16 protein-coding genes are annotated in these 17,575 nt (G+C 70.0%); 7 read left to right on the top strand and 9 right to left on the bottom strand.

Annotated elements, in window-relative coordinates:
• The first annotated feature begins 553 nt into the window (after positions 1–553).
• The 3 genes from ACFYWM_RS38055 to ACFYWM_RS38045 all read left to right on the top strand — a co-directional run bounded on the left by ACFYWM_RS38055 (position 554) and on the right by ACFYWM_RS38045 (position 3,282).
• The gene (locus tag ACFYWM_RS38055; protein ID WP_389924523.1) at positions 554–1,432 is read left to right on the top strand and encodes a recombinase family protein; all 879 of its coding nucleotides are present in this window, start codon (positions 554–556) and stop codon (positions 1,430–1,432) included.
• 486 nt (positions 1,433–1,918) lie between these two features.
• Complete coding sequence (locus tag ACFYWM_RS38050; protein WP_389924520.1) at positions 1,919–2,671, top strand: glucose 1-dehydrogenase; 753 nt, start codon at positions 1,919–1,921, stop codon at positions 2,669–2,671.
• Positions 2,672–2,817: 146 nt separating this feature from the next.
• Positions 2,818–3,282 (top strand): Rrf2 family transcriptional regulator, encoded by a 465-nt coding sequence (locus ACFYWM_RS38045; RefSeq protein ID WP_389924517.1) that lies wholly within the window; start codon positions 2,818–2,820, stop codon positions 3,280–3,282.
• Between the two features lie 587 nt (positions 3,283–3,869).
• Here the strand turns inward: ACFYWM_RS38045 and ACFYWM_RS38040 are convergent.
• The 5 genes from ACFYWM_RS38040 to ACFYWM_RS38020 all read right to left on the bottom strand — a co-directional run bounded on the left by ACFYWM_RS38040 (position 3,870) and on the right by ACFYWM_RS38020 (position 9,038).
• The gene (locus ACFYWM_RS38040) at positions 3,870–4,019 is read right to left on the bottom strand and encodes a hypothetical protein (RefSeq protein ID WP_389924515.1); all 150 of its coding nucleotides are present in this window, start codon (positions 4,017–4,019) and stop codon (positions 3,870–3,872) included.
• A 6-nt stretch (positions 4,020–4,025) separates the two neighbouring features.
• Positions 4,026–4,949, bottom strand: coding sequence for an NmrA family NAD(P)-binding protein (locus ACFYWM_RS38035; RefSeq protein WP_389924513.1), 924 nt, complete (start codon positions 4,947–4,949; stop codon positions 4,026–4,028).
• A gap of 180 nt (positions 4,950–5,129) precedes the next feature.
• The gene (locus ACFYWM_RS38030; protein WP_389924511.1) at positions 5,130–5,795 is read right to left on the bottom strand and encodes a TetR/AcrR family transcriptional regulator; all 666 of its coding nucleotides are present in this window, start codon (positions 5,793–5,795) and stop codon (positions 5,130–5,132) included.
• A gap of 525 nt (positions 5,796–6,320) precedes the next feature.
• Positions 6,321–8,591 carry a catalase/peroxidase HPI gene (gene katG / locus ACFYWM_RS38025; RefSeq protein ID WP_389924508.1) on the bottom strand — a complete coding sequence of 757 codons (2,271 nt, stop codon included), beginning with the start codon at positions 8,589–8,591 and terminating at the stop codon, positions 6,321–6,323.
• Between the two features lie 15 nt (positions 8,592–8,606).
• A complete protein-coding gene (locus tag ACFYWM_RS38020) occupies positions 8,607–9,038 on the bottom strand; it encodes a Fur family transcriptional regulator (protein ID WP_389924505.1) in 432 nt (143 codons plus the stop codon).
• 443 nt (positions 9,039–9,481) lie between these two features.
• Here ACFYWM_RS38020 and ACFYWM_RS38015 point away from each other — a divergent pair, with 443 nt between their 5' ends.
• Positions 9,482–10,348 carry an SDR family oxidoreductase gene (locus ACFYWM_RS38015; RefSeq protein WP_389924502.1) on the top strand — a complete coding sequence of 289 codons (867 nt, stop codon included), beginning with the start codon at positions 9,482–9,484 and terminating at the stop codon, positions 10,346–10,348.
• A gap of 25 nt (positions 10,349–10,373) precedes the next feature.
• Here the strand turns inward: ACFYWM_RS38015 and ACFYWM_RS38010 are convergent, their stop codons facing one another.
• Positions 10,374–11,309 carry a LysR family transcriptional regulator gene (locus tag ACFYWM_RS38010; protein ID WP_389924499.1) on the bottom strand — a complete coding sequence of 312 codons (936 nt, stop codon included), beginning with the start codon at positions 11,307–11,309 and terminating at the stop codon, positions 10,374–10,376.
• 175 nt (positions 11,310–11,484) lie between these two features.
• Between ACFYWM_RS38010 and ACFYWM_RS38005 the strand changes: the two genes are divergently transcribed.
• A complete protein-coding gene (locus ACFYWM_RS38005) occupies positions 11,485–12,207 on the top strand; it encodes an alpha/beta hydrolase (protein ID WP_389924496.1) in 723 nt (240 codons plus the stop codon).
• 66 nt (positions 12,208–12,273) lie between these two features.
• Here ACFYWM_RS38005 and lgt read toward each other — a convergent pair whose 3' ends face one another.
• Entirely contained in the window at positions 12,274–13,125 is an 852-nt protein-coding gene (gene lgt, locus ACFYWM_RS38000) for a prolipoprotein diacylglyceryl transferase (protein WP_389924493.1), read from the bottom strand.
• A gap of 112 nt (positions 13,126–13,237) precedes the next feature.
• On the opposite strand from lgt, the gene ACFYWM_RS37995 reads away from it, so the two are divergent.
• Together ACFYWM_RS37995 and ACFYWM_RS37990 are read left to right on the top strand one after the other, a co-directional pair.
• Positions 13,238–14,377, top strand: a complete 1,140-nt coding sequence (locus ACFYWM_RS37995) for a sensor histidine kinase (RefSeq protein ID WP_389924490.1) — start codon at positions 13,238–13,240, stop codon at positions 14,375–14,377.
• A complete protein-coding gene (locus ACFYWM_RS37990) occupies positions 14,374–15,006 on the top strand; it encodes a response regulator (RefSeq protein WP_389924487.1) in 633 nt (210 codons plus the stop codon). Before ACFYWM_RS37995 ends, ACFYWM_RS37990 begins: the two co-directional genes overlap by 4 nt.
• Positions 15,007–15,138: 132 nt before the next feature.
• Here the strand turns inward: ACFYWM_RS37990 and ACFYWM_RS37985 are convergent, their stop codons facing one another.
• Positions 15,139–16,041: a hypothetical protein gene (locus ACFYWM_RS37985; protein ID WP_389924484.1), complete on the bottom strand. Its 903-nt coding sequence runs from the start codon at positions 16,039–16,041 to the stop codon at positions 15,139–15,141.
• Between the two features lie 40 nt (positions 16,042–16,081).
• Positions 16,082–17,272, bottom strand: a complete 1,191-nt coding sequence (locus ACFYWM_RS37980; protein WP_389924481.1) for a tetratricopeptide repeat protein — start codon at positions 17,270–17,272, stop codon at positions 16,082–16,084.
• Positions 17,273–17,575: the final 303 nt, after the last annotated feature.

Genomic DNA, 17,575 nt, shown 5'->3' with positions numbered 1-17,575 from the left:
GGCGCCCCCCCCCTCCCCCCACCGCCCCCCCTCCCCCCCCCCCCCGCCGCTGCCCACCCCCCCCCCTTGGGGGGGCTGCGTGTGGTAGAACCGCCGGGGGCCGGGGGGGGGGGGGGGCGCCCGCCGGGGGCGCCCGGGTCCACACGGTCGCCGCGCCACCGACCGGCGTGCGTATGCCAACCAGAGGAGAAGGCGAACGCGCTCTGTCGCAGGACGCGAAGACGGGGCATCATCGGGATGCCGGCAGCGAACGGTCAGCAGCGTGGATTCGGGGCTGATCGACAAGGAACGGTCAGTGGCATTAGCCCGCCAACGAGGGTGGGGTTGCCGCCATCCACCGTTTCCGGGTCGTGAGGGCAGGACCAAGTCATCCCCGAAGCAGTGCTCCGTGATCCACCGGGGGGTCGTGATGGCATACGGTTGTTCACAGCTGTTTCATAAGCGAGGACCCATGAAACACAGCCCGCGGCCGACCCCGTCCAGGGCAAACGCCGTTTCATAGGTCGGTGCAAAAGGGTGGCCGTCTGAAACGCTCCCATGAAACGATCTCGGGGTGAGTGACGACGACTTTCTGCGCGTGGAGGCCTCCGACTGCCCGATGTCCTCCTGCGCCGCCCCGGCCGGGGCGCCCTGCCGCACCGGCAAGGGCAAGGTCGCTGTCCATTACCACACCGCCCGCTTCCGCCTCGTCCCCGCCTTGACCAAGGCGCTCAACGTCCCCACTCCGGCCATCCGTAAGCCGGGCACGCTCTGGGTCGAGCTGCCCCGCCCTGCCGAGGCCGGCGCGGAGCCGGCCGGGCATGTGCGGATCGGCTACGCCCGCGCCTCCACCGTCCGCCAATCCCTGGACACCCAGCTCGACGCGCTCCAGGCCGCCGGCGTCACCCGGATCTTCTCCGAGAAGATCTCTACCCGCGCCACCACCCGGCCCGAGCTCGACAAGGCCGTCGCCCTGGCCCGGGAACTTCGCTCGGCAGGGGTGGCGGTCACGCTCGCGGTGCACGAGCACAAGCGGCTCGGCCGCGGCCTCGACCTGGCCGCCCTGGCCGAGCGGCTGCGCGCCGCCGGCATCGGCCTGGAATTCCTCACCGGCGAGCTGCAGGGCTCCCACGACCCCGCAGGGGTGGTGTTCACCGTGCTCGCCGCCCTGTCGGGGATGGAACGCGAATACATCCGCGACCGCACCCTGGAAGGCCACGAATCCGCCCGCAGCCGAGGCAAGGCCATCGGCGGCGCCACCGTCACCGACGACGCCATGCTGTCCATGGCCCTGCACCTGCGCGAACAGAACCTCAGCCTGCGCGACATCGCCGCCCGCCTCGTGATCACCAAAGGCAAGAAGAGGGGCCAGCACCCCTCCCCTGCCACCGTCATGCGCATGTTCCGTGAGCACGACGAAGCTGTCCTCGTATCGATATCCGTCACAGGCTGACGCAGCATCAGTGGTCGCCAGAGCTGACCCAGATCCGCAAAGACACACAGTAGCCATAATCACGCAGAGCTATTTTGGGCTCATTGCACGAACCCGAGCGGAGGGCCTACACCGCGGGCTTCCAGTCCCCGGCCTCCGCCTACGGCCCGGAACTGACCCTGAGCGTGGCCGACACCCACATCACCGACCTGTGATGTACGACCCATGAAGGCCCGGGGCGCCCGCGGCAACCGGCAGACATCCTGCATGGCGCGCACCCCGGCCGAGCACGGACCGGCCGCCTCCACCAAGCGGGCCCGGCGATCGATGCCACTGTGGCGCCGGCGGCCCCGCCCGCGTTGCCGATCGCGACGCCGGCCATCACCAAAAAGTGTAACTACATGTGTTACATTAATGTCGATGGCCGGCCTCCCTGGAGGGGCTGCGGCCGGCCGGAGCCTGCGACCACAGTCGTAACAGCAACCGTTTGTGCAAGGAGGATGGGACATGGGACAGCTAGACGGGAAAATCGCCCTGGTCACGGGCGGTAGCGCCGGTATCGGCCTGGGGGTGGCCCAGCGCTTCGCGCGTGAAGGCGCCACCGTCTACATCACGGGGCGCCGCAAGTCGGAACTCGACGCCGCGGTGAAAACGATCGGCACAGGTGTCATCGGTGTGCAGAGTGACGTCTCCAGACTGGCGGATCTCGATGCGCTGTTCGCCACCATCAGGGAACGCAGCGGGCGACTCGACGTTCTGTTCGCCAACGCGGGCGTGGGCGCTCTCGTGGCGCTCGAGGAGGTCACCGAGGGGGAGTATGAGCGGACATTCGGCATCAACGTGAAGGGCATGCTCTTCACCATGCAGAAGGCCCTGCCGCTCCTGCCCGACGGCGCATCCGTCATCCTCGCGTCTTCTACCAACGCCTCCCAGGGAATTCCGGCGATGAGCGTCTACAGCGCCAGCAAGGCGGCTGCCCGCAACTTCGCCCGATCCTGGGCGGCAGAGTTGGCGGGCCGGCGAATCCGGGTCAACTCGATCAGCCCTGGCCCCATCGAGACTCCCGGACTCCTCGGCTTCGCCGGCGAAGACGCCGATGCCAGGCGTGAACTCAAGGACAACTTCTCCAGCTCCATCCCTCTGGGGCGCTTGGGGCACGTGGACGAAGTGGCTTCCGCCGCGGTCTTCCTCGCCTCCGACCAGAGCTCCTTCACTACGGGCGCCGAACTCTTCGTCGACGGCGGTCTCGCCCAGATCTGAGGGGTGTGCGACTCGACTGCCGAGTACGACCCCGTCCGTCGGTGGCGAGAGCTCGCAAGCTCCTGGCGGATACAAGAACGGTTACACTTCCAGGGTCAGTGGTGCGGGGGACGCCATCTGCCGCTGTGAAGCGAGGATCGGAGGAGGTGGACGGCTTGAGCGCGAACAGCCGCATGAGTCTGGCCGTGCATGTCCTGACCTGGCTGGCCTACGACCGCCGAGGGACCGATAAAGAGGTCGCGACGTCACAGCGCATCGCGAGCAGCGTGAATACGAATCCCGTCATCATCCGGCGCTGTCTCGGACAGCTGAAGGACGCCGGGCTGGTGACGGTCACCCATGGTAGAGGCGGCGGTTGGAACCTGGCTCGCGCCGCGGAGGACATCACTCTTCTGGACGTCTACCGCTCGCTTCCTGATGAGCCCGTTTTCGGCATGCACGCCTCGACTCCCGACGCGGAGTGTTACGTCGGTGCCGGTATCCAGTCCGCACTCTCCGACGTTTACCAGGAGGCGACCGAAGCCCTGTGCCGGTCCCTGCGCGAGACCACTCTCGCCGACGTGTTACGGATGACACTGGCATCGCAGGCCGTGACCGCTGGTACCCCGTGACCGGATCGTCGAATTCCCTTCGCGGGGCCGTAAGGCACCCCAGCCGATAAGTCGGAAGAGCGCACAGAACACGTCCATCAGCGCCCTGGCCGATCAGCCTGCCGCTCTGTAACCGATCCAAGCTCTCTGGCATCACCACCGGATTGGTGTTCACGCTGGTCGTGATCTCCCTGATGGTGTCGGGCTCGCGGGCCGGGCGAGGACGTGCACGGCCAGGCTCATGCGGCTGTTCGTGCTCGCACTGCCCGCGATCACGCCGGGTCCCTCCGTAGTGCGCTTCACCTCGCCTTGGGCTCAACAGAACCAGTCCTGCCATAACATGGTTTTGGCTGGCGTGAGGGAGGGTTTCAAGGTTCTGGCGAAGAGCTCGCCAAGGCCCTGGACCACCTACCGCTCACGGGTCAGCTTCTTCCACCCCCCGACCTGATCATCGGAACCGGCAAGCGCAAGGGACAGAACCCCGGCCTGGCCAGCATCTACCGGGCACTCACCGAGCACGAGAAGGCCCAGGCCTACCCCGAAGCCGTCGCCCAGGCCCGCGCAGACTTCGCCGACCTCCACAACGCCGGGTGACCTCGCGACGGACGCTACCACCGGACATCCTCGCCAACCTCGTGCGCACGGCGATCGAGGCCCACCGCGATCCCGTCATCCATCACCAAACACTCGCCCGCGAAGAAGCCAAGCGCCACGCGATCCGAGATCAGCTCAGCCAGCAGGCAATGCTCAATCGTCACCCAGAGTTACTTTGCCCCTGGTGACAGCGACCCGAGTGGGGCCCCTTCGAGGGTCGTGGTGGTCAGGCCGTAGCGGGCGGCGTGGTGGGGGCGTGCGGGGTAGCCGACGAGGTCGTTCCAGATATTTCCGTACGCCGAAGGTGCGCCGAGGCGCTGTTCCTGCTCCTGCGGGGTGATGTGGACGGCGGTGATCTCGCGGCCGAAGGCCTTGGAGAGGGTGTCGGCGATCTGGGTGTGGGTCAGCGCGTCGCCTGCGAGGTCGATCTCTGCCTGGTGGAACGTGGTGGGGTCGGCCACGGCGGCGGCGACGGCTGGTCCGAAGTCGTGCGCGCAGGTGAGCGCCAGCACGGTCTGCGGACTCGTGGCGGTGAACAGCTTGCCCTTAGCCAGGCCGGGGAACTGCGTGTCCCGCTTGGGCGGGAGGAAGTTGTCCATGTAGAACGCGGGCTTGAAGATCGTCCACCGGTCGATGCCCGACTGCCGGATCACCTCTTCTGCGGCCTCCTTCTCGTCCCAGTACGCCTTCATCACCGGGTCGGTCACCTCGACGTCCGGGTACCGGCTGCGCCACCCGGTCGCCGACACGGACGTGTGGATGATCTGGGCGACGCCGGCCCGCTCGGCCGCGCCGGCGATGTTGACCGCCTGGCGCCGCTCGGCGCCGGGATCGGCCGGGTCGACGCCCGCCATCTGCATGGAGAAGACCACGTCGTGCCCGGCGCTGGTGGCGTCCAGGGACGCGGTGTCGTCCATGTGCCCGGTCGCGAGGGCGACGCCCTGCCCGGCGAGCGCCCGGGCGGCGGCCGACGAGGGGTCGCGCACGAACGCGGTCACGGGGTGACCCGCGCGCAGGAGCGCCCGGACCGCGGCGCCGCCCTGCATCCCTCCTGCCCCGGTGACCAGTACTTTCGCCTTGTCATTAGGTGTCACAACACGTCCTGCTTTCGGTTGATCATGTTCTTCCGGCATGCGGGCACGAAAGCCCGCCAACTAGAGACTTGTCCGTATCGAGTCACGGCCGTACCTAGTTGACGATCTGCCAGAGCGCAGGCCGGTAGCCGGATGGGCAGACATGGCGCGATGGCGCGAAACCGAGTGGCTGGAAGGGCTTCAGACGGTGGCGGTGCCGCCGGCCAGGGGCAGCAGCACCTGGTCCACCAATCGGGCAATCCCCTCGACGCCGAGAAGCCCACCGAGCAGGTCCTCCTGCCAAGCCAGCACCCCGACGACTGCGGCGATCTCCAGCCTGCCCGGCGCCAGCAGGCGCTCCACCCTGTCCGCAGTGATCTCGCCGCGCTCTTGGGCGCGGTGCAGGCAGGCGGCGATTGCCTCGCGCTGCCCGGTGATGTACCGCTCACGCAGAGTTTCGGTGATCTGAGGGTGAGAGCCGGAGACGCCGGCCAGCACGGCCGAGAAGTGACGCCGCTGGGGCTGCAGGCACGCCGAACTGTGGGTCAGCGTGGCGATGAGGTCCTCGCGCAGCGTCCCGGCGGCTGTCACCCCGGCCGGGACAGCAGGGAGCATGAGGCTTTCCAGGGCGTCGGCGACCAGGTCCTCGCGCGAGGCCCAGCGACGGTAGACGGTGGCCTTGGCCACCCCCGCGCGCGCGGCCACCGCGCCCATGGTGAGATCCGCGTACCCGCTCTCGACGATCAGGTCCAAGACCGCTTCGATGATGCGGGCATTCCGCGTCTCATCGCGGGCAGGCCCGAAGGCCCCACTGGGACGCTGGCGCCCAGTAGGGCGGGTCTCGTCATATGCACGACGGTACTGCATCCACTTCCCCCGCCATCGGCCCCTTTCGCCCTGTCCACGGGAAGTCGCGGGACGGGCCACCAAGCAGTCGATGACCGAAGCCCTGCACGAGGGTTCGATCCCAGGTCCAGGGGTGGTGCAGCAGTAAATGATCTTGAACTCCAGGCCAATGTCTTTACAATGTAGATTTATAATCATATGTCCGAATGTACGGTGCATGTTGAGCACACCGCTCGCGCGACCCGCTGGAGTCCCTCGCCTCCCTGGATCCGGTGGCGGTCCGCTCCCTCGGGTGAAGGGTTCTCCAGGGGAAAGCCGCCGGGTGTCCGCCCCGCGGTGACGATGCGGCATCCGGTGGGGGCGGCGCAGAAGGTGTGGCGGCAGACCGGCCCCTCCCCCACCTCCGCGTGCGGCGGCAGGCCGTCGCCTACCCGGCGGACGAACTGGCCAAGGCGAACTGGCCAAGGCGGACGAGCTGGCAGGGCGGACAGCGGACGAGCCCGGCCGGCCGTGACGGCTCGACCGGGCTCGCCGGGTGGGAACGGATCAGGCGAGGTCGAACCGGTCAAGCTCCATGACCTTGGTCCAGGCCGCGACGAAGTCGGTCACGAACCTGCCGGAGGCGTCCTGGCTGGCGTAGACCTCCGCGAGGGCCCGAAGCTGGGAGTTGGAACCGAAGACGAGGTCGACCGCGGTGGCGGTCCACTTCACCTCGTCGGTGTTCACGTCGCGGATCTCGTACACGTGCTCCTCGGACTCCGACGCCTTCCACCGGGTGCCCGGGGAGAGCAGGTTGGCGAAGAAGTCGTTGGTGAGCGCGCCGGGCCGGTCGGTGAGGACGCCGTGCCGGGTGCCGCCGACGTTGGCCCCGAGAGAGCGAAGGCCGCCGACGAGGACGGTCATCTGGGGCGGGGTCAGGCCGAGCATGTAGGCACGGTCGACGAGCAGCACCTCCGGCGGGGTCTTCTCACCGGCGGACAGGTAGTTGCGGAACCCGTCGGCGCGGGGCTCGAGCACCCGGAAGGACTCGACGTCGGTCTGCTCCTGGGTGGCGTCGGTGCGCCCCGGGCGGAACGGCACCGTCACCGTCACACCGGCCTCGCGTGCCGCCTTCTCGACGGCGGCCGAACCTGCGAGCACGATCAGGTCGGCGAGCGAGATCTTCGCGCCGCCGGCCTCGTTGAACTCACGCCGGACGCCCTCGAGGGTGTCCAGGACCGTCGCGAGCTGCTCGGGCTGGTTGACCTCCCAGCTCCGCTGCGGCTCCAGCCGGATCCTGGCGCCGTTGGCGCCGCCGCGCTTGTCGGTGGACCGGAAACTCGCGGCGGAGGCCCAGGCGGTGGAGACCAGCTGGGCGGTCGTGAGACCGGACTCCAGGACCCTGGCCTTCAGGGAGGCGATGTCGGCCTCGCCCACCAGCTCGTGCTCGACGGCCGGCACCGGGTCCTGCCACAGCTGGGGCTCGGCGACCCACGGCCCGAGGAAGCGGCTGACCGGGCCCATGTCACGGTGCAGCAGCTTGTACCAGGCCTTGGCGAAGGCCAGCGCGAACTCGTCGGGGTTCTCCAGGAAGCGGCGGGAGATCTTCTCGTACGCCGGGTCGACGCGCAGCGACAGGTCTGTCGTGAGCATCGTCGGCCTGTGCTTCCTCGACGGGTCGTGGGCGTCGGGGATGATCGCCTCGGCGTCCTTCGCGACCCACTGCTTCGCACCGCCGGGGCTCGTGGTGAGCTCCCACTCGTACCCGAAGAGGATCTCGAAGAAGCGGTTGCTCCACTGCGTCGGCACGTCGGTCCACGTCACCTCGAGACCGCTGGTGATCGTGTCCGCGGCCTTGCCGGTGCCGTAGGTGCTCAGCCAGCCCAGCCCCTGCGACTCCAGCGGCGCGCCCTCGGGCTCCGGTCCCACGTGGTCGTCCGCGATCCCGGCGCCGTGGGTCTTGCCGAACGTGTGGCCGCCGGCGATGAGGGCGACGGTCTCCTCGTCGTTCATCGCCATCCGCCCGAAGGTCTCACGGATGAAGTACGCCGCCGCGGCCGGGTCCGCGTTGCCGCGGGGACCCTCGGGGTTGACGTAGATGAGACCCATCTCGGTCGCGCCGACGTCCGGCGACATCGAGTTGTCGGTGACGTAGCGCGCGTCGCCGAGCCAGGCGTCCTCCGGGCCCCAGAAGATCTCCTCCGGCTCCCAGATGTCCTCGCGGCCGAAACCGAAGCCGAAGGTCTTGAACCCCATGGACTCCAGGGCGACGTTGCCGGCGAGCACGAGCAGGTCGGCCCACGAGATCTTCTGGCCGTACTTCTGCTTGACCGGCCACAGCAGCCTGCGGGCCTTGTCGAGGTTGGCGTTGTCGGGCCAGCTGTTGAGCGGGGCGAAACGCTGGGAGCCGTCGCCGGCGCCGCCGCGGCCGTCGTGGATGCGGTAGGTGCCCGCGGCGTGCCAGCTCATCCGGATCATCAGGCCGCCGTAGTGGCCGAAGTCGGCCGGCCACCAGTCCTGTGAGGTGGTGAGCACCTCGGTGATGTCCTGCTTGAGGGCCTCGACGTCGAGCTGCTCCAGCTCCTTGGCGTAGCTGAAGTCCTCCGCCAGCGGGTTGCTCTTGGAGGAGTGCGAGCGCAGTACCGAAAGATCGAGCTGGTTGGGCCACCAGTCCCGGTTCGTGTGCGGACGACCGCCGGTCTTCGGGGTCGGCGAGTCGATGGCCGGGTTCTCGCTCTCGCTGCCCTGCGCGGTCACGGAGTCGTGCGCGATCGGACAGCCGCCTGCTTCACCCCCGCTCTTGGCGCCGGTGACGATCGCGTCGTGGTTCTCGGTCATGGAAATCCTTCCGGATCAGCTGGCGGTGGAACAGTTGGAGCACACGCCCCAGTAGATGATCTCGGCCTCGTCGATCGCGAAGCCGTGATCGTTGGACGCGGTCAGGCAGGGCGCCTCACCGATCGCACAGTCGACGTCGGCGACGACGCCGCACGATCGGCACACGATGTGGTGGTGATTGTCGCCGACCCGCCCCTCGAACAGGGCCGGGCTGCCCGGCGGCTCTATACGGCGGACGAGCCCCGCGGTGGTGAGCGCGTGGAGGCCTTCGTACACGGCTTGAAGAGAGATCTGGCCGATACGGTCACGTACTCCCGAGGTGAGTGCCTCGACGTCGAGATGGTCACCGTTCCGGACGGTTTCGAGCAGTGCGACACGGGCCGCCGTCACCCGTAGGCCGGCACCTCGCAGCTCCTCGGCGGTGGTCGGGGGCTGGGATGCGGTCATGACTCCAACATACCCTCATGAACATGAGGAATTTAAGATATTGACTGATTCAAGTCTTGGCGGGCCCTCCCCCGCCGCCCGGGAGCACACGCGTGTACGCGTCCGTGATCAATCCGCTCCGGGGAGGTGTCTCAGGCGGGTTCCTCGTTCTCCAACGGCGAGATCTCGATCCGTGGCCGGTGGTGTCGTTGTCAGGAGCAGCCCACCAGGAACCGGGCAGGAGGCGCCGGACGCGGACTCCATCCGACAGGACTGCGTGGTCCGGCCGGGTGCGCGCCCTGGCGGATGACACGCAAACGACCGCGCCGTCCCGTCCCGCGCCGCCGCGTGCTGGAAGATCGGCCGCCCTCCGGTCAGGTCGCGAAAGGTCGGGACCGTCCGGCAGGGAAGAATTTTGGTCTCGGCGGCCGTTCGCCCCCGGAGGCGACGGGTAGGCGCATGTCATGTCGGACAACCACGAGGGCGCCGAGCGGCCGCCCCAGGAGCAGTCATATCCGGGAAGCAGCAAGGCGATGGACCCGGAGCCGCAGGACGAGATGCGCGCGTACGCCGGCCGCGGCCTGCTGGCGGGCAGGAAGGCGCTGATCACCGGGGGCGACTCCGGGATCGGCCGGGCGGTCGCGGTGGCGTTCGCCAAGGAGGGCGCGGATGTGGCCGTGGCCTACCTGAACGAGCACGAGGACGCCGGGCACACCAGGGAACTCGTCGAGAAGGAGGGCAGGCGATGCGTGCTGCTCCCCGGTGACCTGGCCACTCCCGGCCACTGCCGCGAGGTCGTCGCGACCGCCGCCGACAGCTTGGGAGGGCTCGACCTGCTGGTCAACAACGTCGCCACCCAGTCGCCGGTGGACTCCCTGGAAGAACTCGGCGACGAGCAGTGGGAGCGGACCTTCGCGGTCAACATCGGCAGCTACTTCTGGGTGACCAAGGCCGCGCTGGCGCACCTCCCGCGGGGGGCGGCGATCATCAACACCTCGTCGATCAACGGGCTTCGCGGCAACAAGACGCTCATCGACTACTCGGCGACCAAGGGCGCGATCCTCGCCTTCACCTACTCGCTGGCGCAGACGCTGCTGGAGCGGGGCATCCGGGTGAACGCGGTGGCCCCGGGACCGGTGTGGACGCCGCTGATCCCGGCGACCCTCCCCGCGGAGAAGGTGGAGAAGTTCGGGCAGCAGGCGCCGATGAAGCGCGCCGCGCAACCCGACGAGATCGCCCCCTCCTACGTCTTCTTCGCCGCCGAGCAGCTCTCCTCGTACTACACCGGGGAGGTCCTCGCGCCGGTCGGCGGCGAGACGATGCCCGGCTGAGACGGATCTCCGGCGACGGCCCCGCTCACCCGGCCGGGCCGGAGTGTCCGAGGATCGGCTCCCCGGCCAGGCCGGAGGCGACCTCGACGGCGATCTCGATCGCGCGGGCCGCCAGCGGGGAGTGGGTGCGGCCGGCCCGCCAGTACAGGCGGACCTCGCGCGGGGGGATGGCCGGGCGCAGCTCGTGGACGCGGAGCCGGTCGTCGGACCCGGCTCCGGCGGCGCGGACGGCGAGCCACGGCAGCACCGCCGACCCCATCCCGGCTCGCACCATCGACAGCAGCGTCTCGTTGCCCGCCGTACGGAAGACGATCCTCGGGTTCGCGCCGGCGCGGGTGAACGCCTCCTCCACCCTGGGCTGGTCGCAGGTCGACGGCCAGGCCACCAGCGGCGCTCCGTCGAGCCGCTCCAGCGGGACGGAACGCCCGGGGAAGGTGTCACGCCCGGCCACCAGCAGGTACGGGTCGTCGAGCAGCTTGACGTGCTCGACGTCGCCGTCAAGGGAGCCGTCGAGGGGGCCGTCGTAGAACAGCAGGTCGAGGTCGCCGATCCGAGGCGCCTCCGGCTCCTCCTCGGAGAGCCGGATGTCGCAGCCGGGGTGCTCGTCGCGCAGCCGGCGCACGACGACCGGCAGGATCACCGCGGACACGCTCTGGAAGGTGCCGATGTCGATCCGGCCGTCACCGGCCCTGAACCGGTCCACGGCCTCGGCCAGGGCCGCCGCCTTCGCCAGCAGCTCGCGCCCGTACTCCAGGACGACGGCGCCGAGCGGTGTGATCCGTACCGGTCTGGGACCGCCCGGCCGATCGAAGACCGGACCGCCGACGGACCTCTCCAACGCGGCGATCTGCTGGCTCACGGTCGACTGGGTGTAGCCGAGGCGGGCCGCCGCCCGGCCGAACGAGCCCTCCTCGACGACGGCGGCCATCGCGGCCAGGTGCCTCAGTTCGAGATCGGTCACGGGTTCCAGCGTACGCTCATCCATCGCTCTCGACGATCGACTTGATCGGAGACAATCGCTTTTCCCGATGGCTTCCGGCTCCTAGCGTGGGCGGTGCGGTGGTGACCACCGTCGCACCGGCGAAAGCCCGAAGCCCCGTCCTGCTCGCCGGGGGCACCGACCAAGGGAGGATTAGATGAGCACGTTCGTGTTGATCCACGGCGGAGGGGACACCGGATGGTCCTGGCACCTGGTGGAGGCCGCGCTACGGGCGCGCGGGCACGAGGCGCTGGCTCCCGACCTTCCGGGTGACGACGAGTCGAAGACCCTGACGGACTACGCCGACGCCGTGGTCGAGGCCGTCGGCGACAGGCGGGACCTGGTCGTCGTGGGCCACTCGTTCGGCGCGTTCACCGCCCCGCTGGTCGCCGATCGGCTGCCCGTGGACGTGCTGGTCCTCCTGGCCGGCATGATCCCGTCACCGGGCGAGTCTCCGGACGAGTGGTGGGCCGACACCGGCTACCGGAGCGCGGTGGAGGAGCAGGCCGGGCGCGACGGCGGCCTGACCGGCAACCCGGATCCGTTCGTGAGCTTCTACCACGACGTGCCCCGGGAGCTGGCCGTGGAGGCGATGGGCAGGGAGCGCGCCCATCCGTCCAAGGCCGCGTCGGCCGCTCCGTGGCCGTTGGACGCGTGGCCGGACGTGCCGACGAGGTTCGTGCTCTGCGACGAGGACCGTTTCTTCCCGCCCGCCTTCTTCCGCCGGCTGGTGCCCGAGCGCCTGGGTGTCGTCCCCGACGAGATCGCGGGCGGCCACTGCGTCGCGCTCGGCCGCCCCGGAGAGGTGGCGGACATCCTGGCGGGCTACGCCTCCGCCGCGAAGGGCGGGCCCGGCGGCCGGCCCGCCCGGCGTCTCTGATGCTTCTCAGCTCCCGGACCCGGTGCCCGGTGGGCCGCTCGGCGTGCACGGCGTTTCCGATGTTCCTCAGCTCCCGGGCCCGCCGCCCGGCCGGTCTCGGTTTCCGGGCCCGCCGCCCGGCCGGTCCGCCGGAGCGGCCTTCCGCGTGGCGACGAGGTAGGTGACCGCGGCCGTGAAGGCGAGCAGGGCGGTCCAGTCGTTGAGGCGCAGGCCGAGGATGTGATGGGTGGGATCGATGCGGAGCCACTCGATCCAGGCCCGACCGGCGGCGTAGGCGGCGGCGTAGAGCGCGAACGTCCGGCCGCGGCCGAGCCGGAAGCGCCGCTCGGCCCAGATGACGAACCCGGCCACGCCCAGGTTCCACAGCGACTCGTACAGGAAGGTCGGATGGTAGGTGGCGACGGATTCCATACCGGGCGGCCGGTGGGCGGGGTCGATCTCCAGCGCCCAGGGCAGGGTCGTCGGCCTGCCGTACAGCTCCTGGTTGAACCAATTGCCCCAGCGGGCGATCGCCTGCCCGAGCGCGATCCCGGGCGCGACGGCGTCGGCGAAGTCGCGCAGCGCGACGCCGCTCCGGCGGCAGGCCAGCCACGCGCCCACCGCGCCGCCCGCGACGGCGCCCCAGATGCTGATCCCGCCCTCCCAGATGGCGAACGCGCGCAGCGGGTCCTCGCCCGGGCCGAAGTACTGCTGCCAGTCGGTGGCCAGGTGGTAGAGCCGGGCACCGACGATGCCGAACGGCACGGCCCAGGTGGCGATGTCCCCGACCACGCCGGGATCGCCGCCGCGGGCGGCCCAGCGGCGCCGGGTCACCCAGATGCCGGCGAGGACGGCGAGCAGCATCAGCAGGGAGTAGGCGCGGATCGGGAGCGGGCCGAGGTGCCAGACGGCTTGGGTCGGGCTGGGGATGGCGGTCACGCCGTCGAGTCTGGTTCCGGTCCGGTCGCGCCCGCATCGAGCGGAATACTGATCATGTGATCAGTCGACCGGTTGATGCCGAACGGGCGGGTGGTTGATTATCGTCGGCGGTGTGGAGTCCTGGGAGCGGTCGCAGCGCCGGTGGCAGCACGCCTTCTTCGCCTCATGGCTGGTGCTGACCTCGGCCGGCCCCCTGGGGGAGGTGGGCCGGGTGCTCCCGTTCGTGCTGGTGGCCGGGCTGGCCGCCTGGTACGCGGTGTGGTTCGTGCTGCGCACGCCACCCGCGGACGGCGTGCCCGCGCCGTACACGCTCGGCGGCGGGTTGCTCTGGCTGGGGCTGTTCGCCGTCGACTCCTCCTTCCTGGTGGTCGTGCTGAGCGTGCTCGTGCCGTACTGCATGGACGCCGTGCGGGTCGGGCTGGTCGCGGTGGTGTCGTGCGCCGGGGGCTGGCTGTGGCACCGTTTCCACGCGACCGGGTCGATCACCTGGAGCGAGGTCGTCATCGCCGCGCTGATCGCGATCAGCGCGGCCACCGCGGTCGGATACTTCGGCTCGGTGTCGCGGCAGAGTGCCGAGCGCAAGCGGCTCCTCGACCGGCTGCAGGTCGAGCAGGAGGCGCGGGCGGCGGCCGAGCGGCAGGCGGGCGTGGCGGCCGAGCGGCAGCGGCTGGCCCGCGACATCCACGACAGCCTGACCCAGGGGTTCGCCAGCGTGGCGATGTTGCTGGAGGCGGCCCAGGCGACCCTGCCGGACAACAAGCACCTGACCCAGGCGCTGCGGGCGGCGCGGGAGAACCTGGCCGAGAGCCGCCGGGTGGTGGGGGCGCTGCGCCCCGGCCGGCTCGACGAGTGCGGCCTGCCGGAGGCCCTGCGGTGGCTGTCCGGCCGGCTGTCGGACGAGACCGGCATCCAGGCGCACACCGTGATCACCGGCAAGCTCCGGCCGCTCGAGGCCCAGGTCCAGGCGGAGCTGCTGCGCGTGGCGCAGGAGGCGGTCGCCAACGCCCGCCGCCATGCCCGCGCCGAGCGGGTCACGCTGACCCTGTCGTACATGGAGGACCTGGTCGTGCTCGACGTCCACGACGACGGCGACGGTTTCGATCCGGGACGGGCCGCCTCCGGGCACGGCCTCTCGATCATGCGAGAGAGGATGGAGCAGCTCGGCGGCACGCTGCTCGTGGAAAGCGCCCCGGGCGCGGGCGCCACGGTGGCGGCCGGCCTTCCGGTGGCGGCACTGAGCGGGGCGCGATGACCGTCCGGGTCCTGATCGCCGACGACCACCCGGTGGTCCGCGACGGCATCCGGGCGATGCTGGGCACCCAGGACGACCTGGAGGTGGTCGGCGAGGCGGTCTCCGGCACCGACGCGGTGCGGCTGGCGCGCGACCTGCGGCCCGACGTCACCCTGATGGACCTGCAGCTGCCCGGGATCGACGGCGCGACGGCGATCGGCCGGATCCGCGACCACGACCCGGACGCCAGGGTGATCGTCCTGACCACCTACGACACCGACGGTGACATCTCACGCGCCATCGACGCGGGAGCCATCGGCTACCTGCTCAAGGACACCGGCCGTGAGCGGCTGTTCGACGCGATCCGGGCGGCGGCGCGAGGGGAGAGCGCCCTGTCGCCGGCGATCGCGACCCGGGTGTTGTCGTGGGCGCGGGCCGACGCCCCCGACGCCCTCAGCGGCCGGGAGGTCGAGGTCCTCGGCGCGGTCGCCACGGGGATGAGCAACAAGGCCATCGCCGCCCACCTGTGCATCAGCGAGGCCACGGTCAAGACCCACCTGCTGCACGTCTTCGCCAAGCTCGGCGTGGACGACCGCACCGCCGCGGTGACGGTCGCCGCCTCCCGCGGCATCATCCGGCTGGGCGGTTAGGGCCCGTTTCGGAATTGGCCGTGCCCGGCAACCCCGGCTGCCGTACCTGCCGCCGCTCATCGGTCAGATCCCCACGCACGCGGCGGTCATCTCGACGAGAAGTGACGTAAAGATCAACTTATGAAACAGGCTCTACGCGACGGCCGGTGGCGGACCCATGTCCGCGTGGTGGGCGAAGCCGTGATCCATGCCGAGGCCGGTGCCCGGCTGATCGGAGCCCGTGCCGAGGGCGAGGTCCGTTTCCGGCAGGTCGCCGGAGTTCTGCCCGCCGAAGTCCGTACCCGGCAGGTGGCCGTGGGGCGTGCCGTCGCCGGCGTGGTGGCCGGTGCCGCCGATGTGGGGGTCGCCGAAGTCCGTGCCTGGCAGCGTTCCCGCCGAGGGCCCCTTCGACGGGAACGCGTCGTCGCTCGCTTCGGGCCGGAGGCCTTCGTGGTGCTCGGCCGAGACCGTTGGCTTGTGCGCGGGGGTGGTCTGGGAGTCACTGGAACCCGGCCCCCCGTGTGACTCCAGGACGCGGGGTGCCGACGATTGTGAGTTGTCGATCCCGCTCTGCGACTGGGTCCGGTCCAGCTCGCTCTGCGCGATTCCCGGTCGTTGCGCCGCATCGGCGGGTGCGCCGCCGTCCAGGCCGGGTTGCGCGTGGTGCGCCCTGGCCTGCCAGATCTCGGGAGCACCCGCGTCGAAGAGGATCGGCTGCTCGGGGGTGCCGTCGGCGGTCGGTGTGTGTGACGCGGACGCCGCGGGCGCGGATGTGTGCGGTGCGGAGGCCGCGGGCGCGGCGTGCTGTGCGGGCTCCTGCGGAAGGCCGGCTTCGTGCGCTGCTTCGGGCCGCGGCGCCACGTCCGCCTTGTGGGGGGCGTGGGAGGCCGAGTGTTCCGTCAGGGTGAAGGGCGGGGAGTAGTGGTCGGCCGCTTGGTGGTCGGCCAGGGTCTGCGACGCGGCGTGCGGCGCGTGCTCCTGCCCCTGCGGCATCTTGCCGGGATGCTCGGCCGGCTGGTGTTCGGTCGCCGTGTGCTTGTCAGAGCCCGAAGCCATCGTCGCCACTCCGTTCTGGTCTGAGGTGGGAGGCCGGACGTCAGGTCCACGGCCCTCGGATCGGCAGGCGTTCGGAGGGGATTCGGGATTCGAGGTAACGGCCGACCTTCTTGACCAGCGCCGGAGTTCCGACGCCGGACATCTCAATCCGGGTGACGGACGACGCCCCGTTGTCGTTGTAGCGGATCCCCAGTGATGCGGTGTGCGTGAAGTAGCTACTGAGGGTGCGGAGATAGCTGGGTGACTCAACAATCTGGTAATACCAAATGAATTGGACGGTACGCCGGATAAGTCCTCTCTTTATCTCGACACCGTATTCGTAGACGTCCGATCCATTGATCCAGGAATTCAGGAGAGCGCCGGGAATTCCGATGATCACGATGATCAGGACGAAGGTCGTGCCGCAGACGGAGAGCAGCGTGTCCGGGGACGGCAGGGCCAGCGCGTCCCCGACGTTGTCGAAGATCTGCACCGGCGGGCGGAGGTATCCGGTGACGATCCCGCCCACGGCGACGAGCAGCGCCGCCACCCCCGCGACCCGAGGCGCCCCGAACAGGATGGCGGCGACGACGAAGAGCGGCACGCCGGGCAGGTCGCCGGCCAGCGCGGCCACCAGCAGGACCGCGGCCACCACGGCCATGAGCGCCTTGCCGAGCATCGCGGGGGCGAGGTGCCTGGCCTGGAGCCGGAGCACGTCCTTCAGCTCGCCGCGGTCGGCGGCGTGGCGGCTGTCCACCCGGGCACGCAGCGACAGCGGGACCTCCTCACCCGAGGGGAAGGTGTGGCCCAGGTCCGTGAAGCCGCCGGGCGCGGTGCCCGAAGGTGCCTGCTCACACTGACGCAGCCTCGCGCGCGCGTCCGAGAACTCGGCGAACTCCAGGACCCGCCGGTAGGCATCCGCGGCTCCGGCCCGGTCGCCCGCCGCCTGCAGGATGCGGCCCAGGCGGTAGGCCGCCTCGTGATGCTCGGGCACGGCGGCCAGCACACGGCGCAGGTGGGAGACGGCGTCGGCGGCGCGTCCCAGATCGGTCAGGCACACGACGAGCGCGTAACGCGCGGCGGTGTGGTCCGGGTCGCGATGAAGAATGCCCTCCAGGAGCGTCAGCGCCTCCTGCGACAGCCCCTTGCGACGTAATTCGCTCGCTTGCTCGTAGGCTGTCCGGACATCCTGATCGGACTTTTCCGACGGCTTCAAAAAAGGGTCCGTGTCCGCAGTATCTGCTTCTCGCACGCCTCATTTTCGACCTGCGTGACCCGCTTTGCCAAGCGATGATTCCAAACGGTGACCAGCCAAATTCACGAGGTGAATTATCAGTATATTTCATGATAATTGAGGGCCCTTGCGCCAGGCCGAGACGGTCGACCGGCGACAGAGGCTCCCCGGGCCAACGCAGGCCACAGCGACGGCGCGATGGCGACAGTGAGACCGAAGCCTCCGGCCCGAGCCAAGTAGCGGCCCATGCCGCCGGCGTGGGGAATCCATCCGCGCCGTCGCCGCCGGCGTCGGGGCGACGGGTGCCCCCGGCCGCCGACA

The organism is Streptosporangium sp. NPDC002721 (assembly GCF_042888905.1).
Lineage (GTDB): Bacteria > Actinomycetota > Actinomycetes > Streptosporangiales > Streptosporangiaceae > Streptosporangium.
The sequence above is the reverse complement of the archived record's forward strand: the minus strand, read 5'-3'. Positions and strand labels throughout refer to the sequence as shown.